The organism is Ensifer sp. Root423, from assembly GCF_001426275.1.
Lineage (GTDB): Bacteria > Pseudomonadota > Alphaproteobacteria > Rhizobiales > Rhizobiaceae > Ensifer > Ensifer adhaerens.
This window is the reverse complement of sequence record NZ_LMEG01000023.1, coordinates 452,156-467,479: the sequence shown is the minus strand read 5'-3', so window position 1 is coordinate 467,479 and position 15,324 is coordinate 452,156. Positions and strand designations below refer to the sequence as shown.

Genomic DNA, 15,324 nt, shown 5'->3' with positions numbered 1-15,324 from the left:
TCAAAGTCTGCAGATCAGCGATCGAGAAACAGAACGATGGCGATCGCAACGGAGGAGAGGATCGCCGACAGCGTCGCGCCGCGCTGAAGCACGCCCATGCGATAGAGCACGAGGGCGAAGACGATGATGATGGGGGTGGCGACGGAAAGGCCGATCTGTGCGTCTGTCATCGGAAGGCTCCTTTGTTGTCAGCCAATAGCCCCGCCCCCTGCCGGCTTCTTTGCTCAATCGCAAAGACAGGGTGCGCGCTCGCGCCTAGCTCGAACGATGTTTTTTGAACGGAGGCGCTGACATGGATGCCCGCAGTCATCCGATTGCCGCAACGGTGGAAGAGGATACGACGGACGCCTTGCTGCTCTGGGTGCTCGTCTGGAGTGAACTTGCCGCGTTCGGTATTCTGCTTGTCGGCTTCCTGATTGTGGGTCTTCTCCAGCCGGACGCGTTTGCCGCCGCCCGCTCGCATCTCGATCCGCTGCTTGCCGGTATCAACACGCTTGTTCTTTTGACAAGCGGCTGGCAGGCGGCCTTGGCGACGAGGCCGAGTGCATCGCTTAAGCAGCGTCGGCGGGCGCTGGTGAATGCAGCACTTTTCGGCTTCGCCTTCGTGGGGATCAAGCTCTTCGAATATAGCGCCGAGGCCGGCGTTGCCGGCGATCCTCAGTTCGGCTCCTTCTTCGAGCTCTATTTTCTCGTCACGGGCTTCCATCTGCTGCACGTCGTCTTCGGTGCCTTCGTGCTCATCATCGTTGCCTGGCGACCGAAACCCGGCAATGTCGAGCTTATCACCACGCTCTGGCACGTGATCGATCTGGTCTGGATCGTGATGTTCCCGCTCGTCTATCTCGTGTGAGTGCCATGACCGATCGCAATCCCAGACAATTGTTCAAGACCTGGCTGCTGCTTGCCGTAGCCGTGATGTCGGGCATGGCGCTGATGGCGGTCGCCGGGCCGGCCACCCTCGTCATCGTCGTGTTGCTCGGGCTCGCCATCGTCAAAAGCCGGTTCGTCGCGCTCGATTTCATGGGGCTCCGGCAGGCGCCGTCGGCCCTTCGTCTTGGCCTTTTGATCTGGCCCGCAGCACTCGTCCTCGTCGCTGCAGCGAAGCTGGTCCTGAGCACTGCTTTCATCAGCTGAGGCTAGCCGCGGACTTGTTTGCCGAAACGCAAAGAAGCCGCCGCCGATTTCCCTAGACATGAGGTCGCCCCGATTGTTGCCGGCTGCGCCGCACGGGGAGGGATCAGATCAGCCGGCCGCACTCTCAGCGGCCAACTGAAATCGAAAGGACCACGTGATGGCAGAACGCCTCACCAAAACCGGGGCCCGTAACGTCTTTTACGGCGGGTCCTTCTTTTTCTTCGCAATCTTCGTCGGGCTGACCGCCCACAGCCACTATTACATGCGGACGACTTCGACGGATGAGTCGACGCTGACCGATGCGGTCGCCCGCGGCAAACACGTCTGGGAAAAGAACTCCTGTATCAACTGCCACACGCTTCTCGGCGAGGGCGCCTATTTCGCGCCTGAGCTCGGCAACGTCTGGAAGCGATTCGGCGGCGAGGCCGATCCGGATGGCGCCCGCGATACGCTTAAGGCCTGGATGGCTGCCCAGCCGACCGGCATCGAGGGACGGCGGCAGATGCCGCAGTTCAATCTCACCGAACAGGAACTCAACGACCTCGCTGACTTCCTCGAATGGACGAGCCGCATCAAGACCCAGAACTGGCCGCCGAACGAGGCAGGTTAAGCGAACCGAGTGGAGTGTGACACCATGAAATACCAAACCCAAAAGGTCGCGATGCTCTATTTCTACGGAGCGCTTGGCCTGTTTCTCGCCCAGGTGCTGTTCGGCGTGCTTGCCGGCACCATCTACGTCCTGCCCAACACGCTCTCCGAGCTGCTGCCCTTCAACATCGTGCGCATGGTCCACACCAACGCGCTGATCGTCTGGCTGCTCATGGGCTTCATGGGCGCGACCTACTACCTGCTGCCGGAAGAGGCAGAAACCGAGCTCTACAGCACGAAGATCGCCATCGCGCAGTTCTGGATCTTCCTGATCGCCGCTGCCATTGCCGTCGTCGGCTACCTCATGCACATCCACGAGGGGCGTGAGTTCCTCGAGCAGCCCTTCGCGATTAAGGTCGGTATCGTCATCGTCGCGCTGATGTTCCTCTACAACATCACGCTGACGGTGTTGAAAGGCCGCAAGACGACCGTCACCAACATCCTGATCTTCGGGCTTTGGGGTGTCGCGATCTTCTTCCTCTTCGCTTTCTACAATCCGATCAACCTGGCGCTCGACAAGATGTACTGGTGGTACGTCGTCCATCTCTGGGTCGAAGGCGTCTGGGAACTGATCATGGCATCGGTGCTCGCCTTCCTGATGATCAAGCTCAACGGCATCGACCGTGAGGTCGTCGAAAAATGGCTCTATGTCATCGTCGGCCTGGCGCTCTTCTCCGGCATCCTCGGCACGGGCCACCACTACTACTGGATCGGCGCGCCGGGCTACTGGCAGTGGATCGGTTCGCTGTTCTCGACGCTGGAAGTGGCCCCCTTCTTCACCATGGTGGTCTTCACCTTCGTGATGACCTGGAAGGCCGGCCGCAAGCATCCGAACCGCGCAGCCCTCCTCTGGTCGATCGGCTGCTCGGTCATGGCCTTCTTCGGCGCTGGCGTCTGGGGCTTCCTGCACACGCTGTCTTCGGTGAACTACTATACCCACGGCACCCAGGTGACCGCGGCCCATGGACACCTCGCCTTCTTCGGCGCCTACGTGATGCTGAACCTCGCGGTCATGGCCTATGCCATCCCGGAGATCCGCGGCCGTGCGCCGTATAACCAGTGGCTGTCGATGGTGAGCTTCTGGATCATGTGCACCGCCATGTCGGTCATGACCTTCGCGCTGACCTTTGCCGGTGTTCTCCAGGCGCATCTGCAGCGCGTGCTCGGCGAAAGCTACATGGACGTCCAGGACCAGCTGGCGCTGTTCTACTGGATCCGCCTCGGTTCCGGTGCCGTCGTCCTGATCTCGGCGCTGATGTTCATCTGGGCCGTTCTGGTGCCCGGGCGCGAGCGCAGCGAGAACCTCGCCGGTGTCGTCCAACCCGCTGAATAACCGACCAGCCGGCGCGGCTCGCCGCGCCGGCATCTCCCCAAGAATTCCAAGCATGGAGACTTGCCATGAGCCCTGTCCAATCTGCCGTCAGTCGCGCGGCGCTCGATATCCCCGCCTATAGCCCCTCCGGCAATGAATGCGCGTTGTTCGAAAGCGCCTGGGTGCGCCAGCTGCCGCTGCTCTTGAAGGGACCAACAGGATGCGGCAAGACCCGCTTCGTCAGCCACATGGCAGCGAAGCTCGGCCTGCCGCTTTCGACCGTTTCCTGCCATGACGATCTGGCTGCCGCCGACCTTACCGGTCGCTATCTGCTCAAGGGTGGCGACACCGTCTGGGTCGACGGCCCCCTGACCCGGGCCGTGCGCAACGGCGGCGTCTGCTATCTCGACGAGATCGTGGAAGCCCGGAAGGACGTGGCCGTCGTCCTGCATCCACTGACCGACGACCGCCGCATGTTACCGCTTGAACGGACCGGCGAACTGCTCGAAGCACCGTCGAGCTTCATGCTGATCGTGTCCTACAATCCCGGCTACCAGAACCTTTTGAAGAGCCTGAAGCCGAGCACCCGTCAGCGCTTCGTGGCGATCGAGTTCGATTTCCTGCCGCGCAACGCCGAGATTTCAGTCGTTTCGCAAGAGAGCGGACTGCTGGAGAGCCAGGTGGCGCCGCTCGTCAACCTCGCGCAGCGCCTGCGCGCTCTGAAAGGGCATGATCTCGAAGAAGGCGTGTCGACCCGGCTGCTCGTCTATTGCGCCTCGCTGATTGATGCCGGAATGCCGGTGAAGGATGCGGTGCGGGCCGCGATGATCGAGCCTCTGACCGACGAACCGGATGTGCGCTCAGCACTTCTCGAAGTGGCCGGTTCTCTGATCGCCTGAGGTGAGCCATGCTTGATTTCCTCGAGCTCGAAGAAACCGTCGGACGAGCCTGGCACCGTTTCGTCGGCAACACCAGAACCTGGCGGCGTTATCCGGAGGAGGCGGTGAAGCTCGCCGACATGCTGCCGGTGCTCGGCGTTTGCTTTCGCGGACATGGCGGCGAGCCAGCGGTGCAGATCGTGCCCGCCCGCGGGCGCACGTCGACCCATCGCTTGCGGTGGCGGCAGCGCATGGGACTTGGCGAAGAGAAACTCGTCCAGCCGGCGCGCGACCACGCGTCCTTGATGCTGCCGGGCGAGATCGACATTTTTCCGACGAAAGACCTGAACCGGGATCTCTATCACTGGCTCGTCGCCTATATGGCGACGATGCCGGTCGACCCCGTCAGCGAGACCGATCCGCTCCGTCGTGACCTGGCGCTGATATCGCGCGCGCTGGAGACGGTCGAGGACGTCTTCCAACGGTTCCCAGGCCTTAGGCGGCGCTATCGGCGTCTGGCCGAGGCGACCCTTGCCGAGCGGAAGCGGGGCGCTCTGCCGTCGATCGAGCAGCATCTTGAAAACCGCATCCTGCGGCTGTTGCGCAGGGCCACAGGCGAGGCAGATACGACGCTGCCGGTGATCTTCCCACATCGTGCGCCGCCCGGCTACCTGCCGATGCTGCCGATGCCGCTATGGCCGGACACGCTGTTGCGGGGCGAAACCACGACCGTGCGTGACGAAGATGTGGCCGCGACAGCGGGCACCCAGAGTGAGGGTGTCGAGGTTGAGCGCCACGTGGCGGTGCGCGAAAACCCGGAGAACCGCAAGGGCGAACGCAGCCCGTTCATCCTCAATCGCTTCGAGAAGATCCTGGCCATGGCCGAGATGGTCAACGTCGACCGTCCCGGCGACGACAGCGACGACCACGACAGCAAGGCTGCCGAGGAACTCGACGACATGACGCTCGGCGAGCGCAAGGGACGGCCCTCGGCGCGATTCCGCTTCGATCTCGATCTGCCGCCGGAAGCCGTCGATCCGACGCCGCTGACGGCCGAGCTGACCTATCCCGAATGGAACTACCGGACCGGTCAGTACCTCAAGGACCATTGCCGCGTGCTGGCGATGCCGGCTTCCGCCCAGGAAGAGCGGAGCGAACTGACCGAGGAAAGCCGGAGCTTGATCCGCCGGGTGCGGCGCCAGTTCGAAGTGCTGCGCCCGCGGCACGAGATGCTGCGTGCACAACTTGACGGCGCCGATCTCGATCTCGACGCGGTCGTGCGTGCCCGCACCGATCTCGCCGCCGGCGGCCAGGGCAGCGACCGCATCCATCTGATGAGTCGGCCGCAGGTGCATGACCTGGCGGTGACGATCCTCGTCGACGTGTCGCTGTCGACCGATTCCTGGTCAGACAACCGGCGGGTGCTCGACGTGGAAAAAGAAGCTTTGCTCATCCTTGCGCACGGGCTGTCGGCCTGCGGCGACAACCACTCGATCCTGACCTTCACCTCAAGGCGGCGTGACTGGGTGCGGGTGGAAACCGTGAAGGCCTTCAACGAGGCTATGGGGCCGCTGGTCGAAGCGCGCATTGCCGCACTAAAGCCCGGCTACTATACCCGCATCGGTGCCGCGATCCGGCATGCCTCGGCCGAGCTTCGTCGGCAGCCGAACCGCAAGAAGCTCTTGCTTGTTCTGACCGATGGCAAGCCCAACGATATCGATCACTACGAGGGGCGTTTTGCGCTCGAGGACAGCCGTCGCGCGGTCACGGAGGCACGGCGCAGTGGCATAAACACCTTCGCTGTCACGGTCGACCGGGAGGCGAAGTCCTACGTGCCCGCCATGTTCGGCCAGAACGGCTATTCCGTAGTCGGCAACATCTCGCGGCTGCCGGCGGCACTGCCGGCGATCTACCGCAATCTGGTGGGGTAGGGCGGTCCCCAAGTCGAGAGAGAAGCAAGAGGCCCGGCAACCGCCGGGCCTCTTTGATTCAACGGAAGCCGTTTGCCAGCCGCGCGTGCGCCGTTTCGCGGCCATTCGGGACGGATTTGCCGATCCGCTCGCGGCTATTCTCGGGGGAGGAGGCTGGGTCTCGATGCTCGGAAAAAGCCGGGCATGACGTGTTGGATGGGCAGTTTTGCCAAAGTGTATCGCTGAGCTGCCAGCGATGGCTGCCGGCGACAAGCTTGGAAACGGCTCGTTTTCAGTGAGCGCAGTTGCCGCAAACTTCGTCATCGTCACCCTTGAGGCGAGGATCCAAGGCGCATCCGAACGTATTTCGTGGCACAAAACAACGAAGTGCTCGGGTCGTGCCCGAGCATGACGGAAGAGACGGATGACGCTTTGCCGGCGTGATTGCGCCGGGAAGGCTCGCAATATCAAACCTTCCCGGCGATCAGCGCACTCAAGCCGCCTTGCTGTGCACCCTCTGGGGCTCGTCGATATAGGCATCGAAGGCCGCCGCCACCGCGCGGATGACGAAGCGGTGCTCGGGATGCACAGTGATGACGCCATCAGCGATATCGATCACGCTATCCTTTCGCAGTTCGGCCAGTTTGCTATTGCTGTCGACGAACGATTGCCAGTCCCGGCCATGCGCTGCGGCGATTGCGGACATATCCGCGCTGAAATCGCACATCAGCCGCTCGATGATCGCGGCGCGCAAACGGTCCTCGTCGGTCAGTCGGTAGCCCTTGGTGGTTGCGAGCCGTCCCGATGCGATGCGGCTTGCATAGACGCCGGGGGGCACCTCGTTCTGGACATAACCGTCGCGCGAGCGGCCGATTGCCGAGGCGCCGAAACCGATCAGCGTTTCGCAAGTGTCGGTCGTATAGCCCTGGAAGTTGCGGCGGAGCTGCCCAGCCTCCTGGGCGGTGACGAGATCGTCGTCAGGAAGCGCAAAATGATCGAGGCCGATCTGGCGGTAGCCGGCTTTGACCAACGCTTCGCTGATCGCCATCGCCTGTTCGGCGCGGGCGGCACTGTCGGGCAGCGCGTTCTCGTCGATCATGCGCTGGTGCTTCTTGAAGCTCGGCACATGGGCGTAACCGAAAACCGCGAACCGTTCCGGTCGCATCGCCGCGGCCGCTTCGACCGTCTCGACGCAGGAGCGCACCGTCTGATGCGGCAGGCCGTAGATCAGGTCGAAATTGATGCCACCGATGCCCGCGCCGCGCAGATGGTCGACGGCTTCGGCCGTCTGCTTCTCGCTCTGGATGCGGTTGATCGCCTTCTGCACGACGGGATCGAAGCTCTGCACGCCGAGGCTGGCACGCCTAACGCCGCCTTCGCCGAGTGCCTCGGCCATGGCAAGCGTCAGCCGGCGCGGATCGATCTCGACGGCGACATTGGCCGATGGTGACAGCGCGAAGCGCTCGCCCATCAACGTCATCAGCGCAAGGAATTCACTTGGCTCGATGATCGTCGGCGTGCCGCCGCCAAAATGTACCTCCGAGACCGGAAGCGGCTGGCCAATGGTATCGGCGACCATGCGGATCTCGTCTCGGAGTACATCGAGATAGTCGAGGATCGGGTCGTCCTTCTTGGTGATCGTCGTGTGGCAGCCACAGTACCAGCACATGGAACGACAGAAGGGGATGTGCAGGTAGAGCGACACGTTCTGCCCCTCGGGGATCGCCTTCAGCCAGTCGCCGTAGGTGTGATCGTCGACATCAGCGGCAAAGCGCGGTGCAGTCGGGTAACTCGTGTAGCGCGGCAGGCGCATTTCACCGTATTTCAGGAGCGCGGAAGCTAACATTTCGTCCTCATCTGGGTGGCGATGGATACAGCTTTTGTAGGCCGCGCCGGCAGGCACCTCTTTGCGAAAAGTCAAGGATGGGGTTGGTCGAGGCCAAAGCGAGATTTGTTTGCGCTTCGACAAAATGTCGCGGCGGCGCTGTCGCTAGGTTGCGGAAATCCGGGGCGTGTGCGCCGGCGCTTCCCGGATCATCATCAAACCACGGCGCTCAGAAGCGGACAACCATGACCATTGCAGAGACCGACAAGCCCTTTATCGATGTGCGGACGATCCCGCCGGTAGAACGCCATCCGAAAATCTTCGGCATGTTGAACGCGCTTGCCGAGGGTGGCGCCTTCATCATCGTTAACGACCACGATCCGCGTCCACTGCACTACCAGCTGGAAACCCGCTATCCGGGCGAATTCACCTGGGAATACCTCGAGCAGGGGCCGGAGGTATGGCGAGTCGAGATCGGTCGGCAACAGTCCTCCGGCTGTGACTGCTGCTGCGGCGGGCACTGAGCCCCTGGTGTCCTTCAAGAGCGGGGTGAGAAAAAGCGTGCGTCATTTTCCGCTCTCATCCCGCTCCCACTTAGCAGAATCGATCACGCTTGTTCGGCTCGACCAGAGCCATCGTGATCCAAGGGTTGAACCACCATGTTCGCAGCCACGCTATCCCGCTGGACCATGTCCTATTTCGCGGCCGCGCTGATTTTCCTCGTCCTTGGCGAGACCATGATGGTTCTCGGCTTTGGTTATCCGGTCTTAGCCCTTGAGGCGCCTGAAACGCTGGCGCTCGTCCATATTGTCGCTCTCGGTTGGCTAAGCCTGCTGATGACCGGCGCATTGCTGCAATTCGTGCCTGTTCTCGTCGGCCAGCCGCTGTCCTTGCCGAGCGTCGCCCTGCCGGCGCTCCTGATACTTATTGGCGGCATCACCACCCTGACCCTCGGCTTCGTCGGTCTTTCCGGTGCGATCGATGTTCCCGTGACGCTGCTTCCTCTTGGCGCCGCTTTCTCGATTGTTGGCTTTTCGGTGCTGGGCTTTTCCTTCGCGGTCACGCTTTGGCATGCACGCCCCCTGCCACTACCGGCCCGCTTCGTCGCGGTCGGCCTTGCCGCTCTCTTCGGCACGATGCTGCTCGGCGGCGTCTATGCTGGCGTGCTCTCGGGCCTGATCGACGCGGCGGGCGCGATCGACCTCACCGTCGATGGTCTCTCGCTTCATGCCTCCCTCGGCCTCTGCGGCTGGTTGAGCTTCACCACCATGGGCGTCAGCTATCGACTTTTGACCATGTTCATGCTGTCGCCAGACAAAGAGCGGACAAGCAGCCGTGTTGTCTTCATGCTTGGTGCCTTTTGCCTCAGCGTTCTGGCGGCCGCAGTGCCCGTCATTCTCGTGGGCACCGTTGGTCGCTCGCCGCTTTTCCTCCTTGCCGTCGGTTCCGGCGCGGCCGTGGTCGCGATCTATGTCGGCGATATCCTGCGTATCTATCGGGAGCGCCGGCGCAAGGCGATCGAACTCAACAGCCGCGCCAGCATCGGCGCCTTCGTGTCACTGGTCGCCGCGGCTATACTCTTCGTCGCGCTGCTCTCGGCCGGCCGCCTTGATGAGGCTATCGGCGCCGTTATTTATCTCGCCACCTTTGGATGGCTGACGGGCATGGGGCTCGCCCAGCTCTACAAGATCGTGCCGTTCATGACCTGGCTCGAATGTTACGGGCCGGCGCTTGGGCGCATGCCGACCCCGAGGGTCCAGGACCTCGTCAGCGAAACGTCCGCCCTTCGCTGGTTCCGGCTCTTTTATCTGACGGTCGCGGTTGGCTCGCTCGCCCTCCTGATCGGCAGCGCGCCTATTTTTCGTTTTGCAAGCCTCGGCCAGTTGATTGCCGTCAATGCGCTCATCCTGGAGTTCGTGCGAACACGGCGACTGATCAACGTTCCGGCCGAACTTCGATTGCCTGATGGACTTGTTCGACCAGGCCTGTTTCTGCCATCTTTTCCTCACGGAGGTTCCCATGAGCCAAGATCCTTATGAACTCGACGTCCGACCGCACTTGCGCGGCGGCAGCGACCCGTTCCAGGCCATCATGAATGCAGTCGACAGCCTGGCGCCGGGCCAGGCGCTGAAGCTGATCGCGACCTTCCGGCCCGTTCCGCTCTTCAGCGTCATGGCGGGTCGCGGCTTCACCCATCAGGACCGCCCGCTCGACAATGGCGACTGGGAGGTTCTGTTTACGCCCGAAGGCGAGGTCGAGGGGATCAGGCTTTCGGTCAGCGAAACGGATCTCGACGCCTGGCCCGACCCGAGCCGCCAGCTCGACCTGACGGAGCTCGATCCGCCGGAGCCTATGGTGCGCATTCTGGCAGCGGCCGAGAAGATGGCCGAAGGCGAGGTTCTGTTCGCCTTGCTCGCGCGCGAACCGCTGTTCCTTTATCCGGAGCTCGCCAAGCGCGGCCACAAATGGGCCGGCAATTTCGATGCGACCGGCGAGACCTACCGGATCCTCATCCGCATCGGTGGGAGGCGCTCCCATGTCGGCGCCTGAAACCCTGGACCTCGAGGCGAGGATCCGCGATGCCTTGCGCATCATCATCGACCCCGAAATGGGCAAGAACGTCGTCGATCTCGGCCTGATCTATGACATCGACGTTCAGGAGGGCGGCATTGCCCGCGTCACCATGACGACGACGATCAAGGGCTGCCCGGCGACCGCCTTCCTCAAGGAAGCGGTGCAGAACTGCGTCTGGTATGTGCCGGGTGTCGAATATGCCGAGGTCCGGCTGACGTACGAGCCGCCGTGGACGCCTGACATGATCGCCGACGGCGCGTTGGAACTTGGCCACGGCAGCATCTTCTAGGACCAGCCTTCTAGAAAAGAAAAGGCGCCGCATCTGCGGCGCCTTTTGCGTTGGGTATCGACGTGCGGTCAGGGTGAGGCGCGCGGCGAGCGGCGCTCGCGCACCAGCATCGGTCCGTATTCGAGCGTGAACAGCACAAAGGCCGCGATCCACAATACACCCGAGAGCGCGATCAGGTGATGATAATGCTCCGGCAGCACCTCGGCGAGCGGCCGGATTAGCGCGGCGCCCGCGATCGCGACATAGGAGGCGCTGGTGAGTGCCGATCCCACCAGCGGCCGCCCGGTATGGCCGCGAGTGGCGCGCGTCATCACGGCGAGCATCATGAAGGCGATCACGCCGACGGTCAGCACATGCATGACCGGGTAGTCGCTGAGGAGCTCGATCGCGCCGGCCGATATCGCCAGGAAGCCGAGCGGCACGAAGGCGTAAGCCGCGTGCAGAACGAAGAGCAGCTTCTCCGGCCAGGTCGGTGATCCGTGCCAGCGCAGCAACCGTACCGTATGAAAGGCGCACGCGATCACCGCAATCGCTGCGGTGACGATGTGAACGGGCGCGAAGGTCCAGGCACCGAGCGCTGCAACGCCGATCAGGATCGCCGCGGTGTCGAACCTGTTGTAGGGCACGGGGAAATCGGTGCGGCCAACCTTGTTCAGCCAGTTGCGAGTGAAGCTCGGCACGATGCGTCCGCCGACGATCATGATCAGCATCGTGTAGGCCCCGATCGCCAGCCGCGCTGCGGCGTCGACATCGAGATTGCCGAGGACCGAGAGGTGGAACCAGATATTGGCGGCCGACAAAATTATGAGCCCGCCGATCACCTTGAGGTCCTTCCACTTGCGACCGACGATCACCTCGCGCGCGCAGATCAGCAACAGCACCGGCAGAAACAGCGCCTCGACAGCGGCTGCGACGGGTAAGCCGATGATACCACTCGACAGGAGAGCAACCCGACCAATGACCCAGAGCCCGAAGAGGGCAGCGAGCGGTCGGCCGGAAACCGGCAGCCTTCCCGTCCAGTTCGGGATCGCCGTCAACAGAAAGCCGCCGAGAACGGCGGAGGAAAAGCCAAACAGCATCTCATGCGCGTGCCAATGGGCGGCACCGTAGTCGCCGGCTAGGTCTAATCCGAGAATCAGTGCGGCGATCCACAGCGCCATGGCGCCGATCGCCCAGAGGGCGGCTGCGAGGAAGAACGGCCGAAAGCCATAGGAGAAGAGCACCGGGCCGGTGGTCGAGAGTCCGCGCGGAATGCCGCCGCTCGGTTTCGGTCTTATCAATCTGTCCAACATGGTCGTGGTCCTCGTCGTGCGTCCTTGCGGACTTGCGGATGAGGCTTGATCTATCAATGGGTTCGAAGGCCCTCTTTGCGAAAACGCAAGTATCGCTGCCCGGTCGGACCACCGACGTCGCAAGGCGTAAAGAAAAGCGATCTCCTCCCAACGATTTGTTCCAAGACAAAGACGAGATTCGTCTGTGGTTCTACTTCTCTAGTGACTGCTGGGGGACCGGTGGTCGAGACCGGAGGTGAGGCCGCCCAAGTCGGCGCCGCCCACCCTAACTCGTTGAATACAGGTGCGTTTCGCAGAAGGCCAATCCCGGCCGCTGGAACGCGCCGAAGGAGAGCAAGATGACTGAACAACTTCAGATGACCCGCCGGACGATGCTTGCCGGCGCTGCCCTGGCGGGCGCGGTTGCGCCGCTTCTCCACACCGCTCAGGCGCATGCCGCTGGCGCTGCCGCGGCAGCCGGTGCTGCCCCCGTCGATATCTCGACCCTGCCTCGCGTGAAGGTCGACCTCGTCAAGCCGCCTTTCGTGCACGCCCATGACCAGGTCGCCAAGACCGGACCGCGCGTCGTCGAGTTCACCATGACGATCGAGGAAAAGAAGCTGGTGATCGACCGCGAGGGCACCGAGATCCACGCGATGACCTTCAACGGTTCGGTGCCTGGTCCGCTGATGGTGGTGCATGAGAACGACTATGTCGAACTGCGGCTGATCAACCCTGACACCAACACGTTGCTGCACAACATCGACTTTCACGCCGCAACCGGTGCGCTCGGCGGCGGGGCGCTGACCCAAGTGAACCCGGGCGAGGAAACCACGCTTCGTTTCAAGGCGACCAAGCCCGGAGTCTTCGTCTACCATTGCGCGCCGGAGGGCATGGTGCCCTGGCACGTCACATCGGGCATGAACGGCGCCATCATGGTGCTGCCGCGCGACGGACTGAAGGACGAGAAGGGCCAGCCGCTGACGTACGACAAGATCTACTATGTCGGCGAGCAGGACTTCTACGTGCCGAAGGACGAGGCCGGGAACTACAAGAAGTACGAAACCCCCGGCGAAGCCTATGAAGATGCTGTCAAGGCGATGCGCACGCTGACCCCGACCCACATCGTCTTCAACGGTGCGGTCGGCGCGCTGACCGGCGACCATGCTTTGACTGCGGCCGTGGGCGAGCGTGTGCTCGTCGTCCATTCGCAGGCCAACCGCGATACGCGGCCGCACCTGATCGGCGGGCATGGTGACTATGTCTGGGCGACCGGCAAGTTCCGCAACCCGCCGGATCTCGACCAGGAAACCTGGCTCATTCCGGGCGGAACCGCCGGCGCTGCCTTCTACACCTTCCGCCAGCCGGGTGTGTACGCCTACGTCAACCACAACCTGATCGAGGCGTTCGAGCTGGGTGCCGCCGGCCACTTCAAGGTGACCGGCGAATGGAACGACGACCTGATGACATCGGTCGTCAAGCCGGCGTCGATGTAGCCGGGTGACAGCGGATGATCGTGGGGCCGCGCTCACAGCGACCCCACGCGCGAACAAAGGCACGCGCTTGCCGGCGCGTGCCACTTCCCCCGGAGACCTTCCATGCCCACCACCAAGAAAACTGCGGTTTCGCTCCTCTCGCTAGCAGCACCGGTCGTCCTTTTGGCGGCAATCGGCGGCGTACTTTCGGCGAAGGTGGGGCTGTTCGACGATCTCAAGGACGGCATCGATCCGTCGATCAGGCCGCCGGTGACCGTGACGATCGCGCCGCGACAGATGAGCTATCGGGCGGAGGGACACTTCCTGAAGAACGGTTTTGCCGTCGACGCGCCGATCGTGGTGGCAGCTATCAAGCAGCCGCTCGAGATCATGAAGTATCAGGTGACGCGCGACGACTACGAGCGCTGCGTCGCCGATGGCGGCTGCCAGCAGCCGGAGGGCGGCCATGGCGCCGGCCTGTCGGGTGTGCCGATGACCGGGGTCAACTACACGGACGCGACCGACTATGCGGCATGGCTGACCAAGAAGACCGGCGAGGTCTGGCGCCTTCCGACCGACCAGCAATGGGCGTTTGCCGCCGGGTCCAAATTCCCCGACGATGCGCTGGGGATCGACGGCACCAAGGACAATCCGGCGCTGCGCTGGCTTGCGGACTACGAGCGCGAATCCAGCCGGCAGAGGGCGAAGAACCCGATGCCTCTGCCCACGGGCGCCTTCGGTGAGAACGAGTATGGGGTTGCCGATCTCGACGGCAATGTCTGGGAATGGACCGAGACCTGCCACCGCCGCGTCACCCTCGGCGACGACGGCGAGGTGCTGAAGGAGGCTCCCGCTTGCGGCATCTTTGTCGTCAACGGCAAGCACCGGGCGTCGATGAGCTTCTTCATCCGGGATCCGAAAAGCGGCGGCTGCGCCGTCGGCGTGCCGCCCGATAATCTCGGTTTCCGGCTCGTGCGCGACGGCCGCTGGTATTCGGGCTACCTCTATACCTTTGAACGGCGGCTCCACGGTGCGGGCTGAGATGAGACGGCCGATGAAATTGCTGGGAAAACCGTCGCTCGGGCATAAATGCCGGGTCCTTTTGCAGGACCCGGCACTATGCTAGAGCAAAGGCAATTTCAAATCGGCAGGATATAGGGCCAACGTGGCTGCACTCGATCGCACACTCGTCAAATCGCTTCCCCTGTTTCAGAAGATGAGCGACCCGGAACTGGACACGCTGCTGACGCGCGCCACGGTGCGGCGCGTGCCGCAGAACGAAGCCGTGTTCGAACAGGGGGCGACGGCCGATTTCTTCTTCCTGCTGCTGAATGGCCGGCTGAAGGTGACCCAGGTCACCAAGGACGGGCAGCAGATCATCGTGCGGGTCGTCAATCCCGGCGATCTCTTCGGTTTTGCCCGAGCGCTCCAGCGCAGCGACTATCCGGGCACCGCAACGGCGGCGACCGAAAGCCTGGTTCTCGCCTGGCCGACGGAGCTCTGGAACATCTTCGTCGAGAAAAATCCTCACCTTGCGGTCAATGCCCTCCACACCATCGGCCAGCGGCTCGACGAGGCGCATACCCGTATCCGCGAGATGTCGACCGAAGAGGTCGAGCGCCGCGTCGCGCACACGGTGCTCCGGCTCGCCGAACAGGCTGGTAAACCCGAAAGCGGCGGCATCCGCATCGACTTTCCGATCTCACGCCAGGATATCGCCGAGATGACCGGGACAACGCTGCACACGGTTTCGCGCATCCTCAGCGCCTGGGAGGGGCAGGGTCTGGTCGTCGGCGGACGGCAGAAGCTGACGCTGAAGGACATTCCCGGGCTGCGGCGCCTGGCGGAGCGCGCCGACAACTAGCCCGACCCTTGATTGCCTCTACATGGGGCGAGGCCGTCCGTCCCAAGAACGACAGATCACCAGCCCCTCAACGACCGGTCGTTTCTCGAACCCTGGTGATGCAGGTCCATGAATGGTTGAATCGGCTCGCGTAATTCACCAGTA

The 15,324-nt window shown here is 63.0% G+C and carries 16 protein-coding genes; 13 read left to right on the top strand and 3 right to left on the bottom strand.

Annotated features, from left to right (window positions below):
• Positions 1-14: 14 nt before the first annotated feature.
• Complete coding sequence (locus ASD01_RS36230; protein WP_089044838.1) at positions 15-170, bottom strand: hypothetical protein; 156 nt, start codon at positions 168-170, stop codon at positions 15-17.
• Between the two features lie 122 nt (positions 171-292).
• On the opposite strand from ASD01_RS36230, the gene ASD01_RS21625 reads away from it, so the two are divergent.
• The 6 genes from ASD01_RS21625 to ASD01_RS21600 all read left to right on the top strand — a co-directional run bounded on the left by ASD01_RS21625 (position 293) and on the right by ASD01_RS21600 (position 5,903).
• Positions 293-850: a cytochrome c oxidase subunit 3 gene (locus ASD01_RS21625; RefSeq protein ID WP_089044839.1), complete on the top strand. Its 558-nt coding sequence runs from the start codon at positions 293-295 to the stop codon at positions 848-850.
• 5 nt (positions 851-855) lie between these two features.
• Positions 856-1,134 (top strand): cytochrome C oxidase subunit IV family protein, encoded by a 279-nt coding sequence (locus ASD01_RS21620; RefSeq protein WP_034790601.1) that lies wholly within the window; start codon positions 856-858, stop codon positions 1,132-1,134.
• Between the two features lie 157 nt (positions 1,135-1,291).
• The gene (locus tag ASD01_RS21615) at positions 1,292-1,744 is read left to right on the top strand and encodes a c-type cytochrome (protein WP_060521133.1); all 453 of its coding nucleotides are present in this window, start codon (positions 1,292-1,294) and stop codon (positions 1,742-1,744) included.
• Positions 1,745-1,768: 24 nt separating this feature from the next.
• The gene (locus ASD01_RS21610) at positions 1,769-3,115 is read left to right on the top strand and encodes a nitric-oxide reductase large subunit (protein ID WP_060529039.1); all 1,347 of its coding nucleotides are present in this window, start codon (positions 1,769-1,771) and stop codon (positions 3,113-3,115) included.
• Positions 3,116-3,180: 65 nt separating this feature from the next.
• Positions 3,181-3,993 (top strand): CbbQ/NirQ/NorQ/GpvN family protein, encoded by an 813-nt coding sequence (locus ASD01_RS21605; RefSeq protein ID WP_060521135.1) that lies wholly within the window; start codon positions 3,181-3,183, stop codon positions 3,991-3,993.
• 8 nt (positions 3,994-4,001) lie between these two features.
• On the top strand, positions 4,002-5,903 hold the full coding sequence (locus ASD01_RS21600; RefSeq protein WP_060521136.1) for a nitric oxide reductase activation protein NorD: 1,902 nt from the start codon (positions 4,002-4,004) through the stop codon (positions 5,901-5,903).
• A 472-nt stretch (positions 5,904-6,375) separates the two neighbouring features.
• Here the strand turns inward: ASD01_RS21600 and hemN are convergent, their stop codons facing one another.
• Positions 6,376-7,728 (bottom strand): oxygen-independent coproporphyrinogen III oxidase, encoded by a 1,353-nt coding sequence (hemN, locus tag ASD01_RS21595; protein ID WP_060529040.1) that lies wholly within the window; start codon positions 7,726-7,728, stop codon positions 6,376-6,378.
• A gap of 224 nt (positions 7,729-7,952) precedes the next feature.
• Between hemN and ASD01_RS21590 the strand changes: the two genes are divergently transcribed.
• From ASD01_RS21590 to ASD01_RS21575, 4 genes are all read left to right on the top strand, one after another.
• On the top strand, positions 7,953-8,231 hold the full coding sequence (locus ASD01_RS21590) for a DUF2249 domain-containing protein (RefSeq protein WP_034790571.1): 279 nt from the start codon (positions 7,953-7,955) through the stop codon (positions 8,229-8,231).
• Positions 8,232-8,366: 135 nt separating this feature from the next.
• Entirely contained in the window at positions 8,367-9,746 is a 1,380-nt protein-coding gene (locus tag ASD01_RS21585; protein ID WP_060529041.1) for a hypothetical protein, read from the top strand.
• Positions 9,727-10,257 (top strand): DUF2249 domain-containing protein, encoded by a 531-nt coding sequence (locus ASD01_RS21580; RefSeq protein WP_034790568.1) that lies wholly within the window; start codon positions 9,727-9,729, stop codon positions 10,255-10,257. Before ASD01_RS21585 ends, ASD01_RS21580 begins: the two co-directional genes overlap by 20 nt.
• A complete protein-coding gene (locus ASD01_RS21575; RefSeq protein WP_034790566.1) occupies positions 10,244-10,570 on the top strand; it encodes a metal-sulfur cluster assembly factor in 327 nt (108 codons plus the stop codon). The genes ASD01_RS21580 and ASD01_RS21575 overlap by 14 nt, the downstream gene beginning before the upstream one ends.
• Before the next feature lie 68 nt (positions 10,571-10,638).
• Here the strand turns inward: ASD01_RS21575 and ASD01_RS21570 are convergent, their stop codons facing one another.
• Positions 10,639-11,862, bottom strand: a complete 1,224-nt coding sequence (locus ASD01_RS21570) for an NnrS family protein (protein WP_060529042.1) — start codon at positions 11,860-11,862, stop codon at positions 10,639-10,641.
• A 338-nt stretch (positions 11,863-12,200) separates the two neighbouring features.
• Between ASD01_RS21570 and nirK the strand changes: the two genes are divergently transcribed.
• The 3 genes from nirK (at position 12,201) to ASD01_RS21555 (ending at position 15,180) form a co-directional block, all read left to right on the top strand.
• The gene (nirK, locus tag ASD01_RS21565; RefSeq protein WP_034790564.1) at positions 12,201-13,337 is read left to right on the top strand and encodes a copper-containing nitrite reductase; all 1,137 of its coding nucleotides are present in this window, start codon (positions 12,201-12,203) and stop codon (positions 13,335-13,337) included.
• A 102-nt stretch (positions 13,338-13,439) separates the two neighbouring features.
• Complete coding sequence (locus ASD01_RS21560) at positions 13,440-14,357, top strand: SUMF1/EgtB/PvdO family nonheme iron enzyme (protein ID WP_060529043.1); 918 nt, start codon at positions 13,440-13,442, stop codon at positions 14,355-14,357.
• A gap of 175 nt (positions 14,358-14,532) precedes the next feature.
• A complete protein-coding gene (locus tag ASD01_RS21555; RefSeq protein WP_082566519.1) occupies positions 14,533-15,180 on the top strand; it encodes a Crp/Fnr family transcriptional regulator in 648 nt (215 codons plus the stop codon).
• The last annotated feature ends 144 nt before the right edge of the window (positions 15,181-15,324 follow it).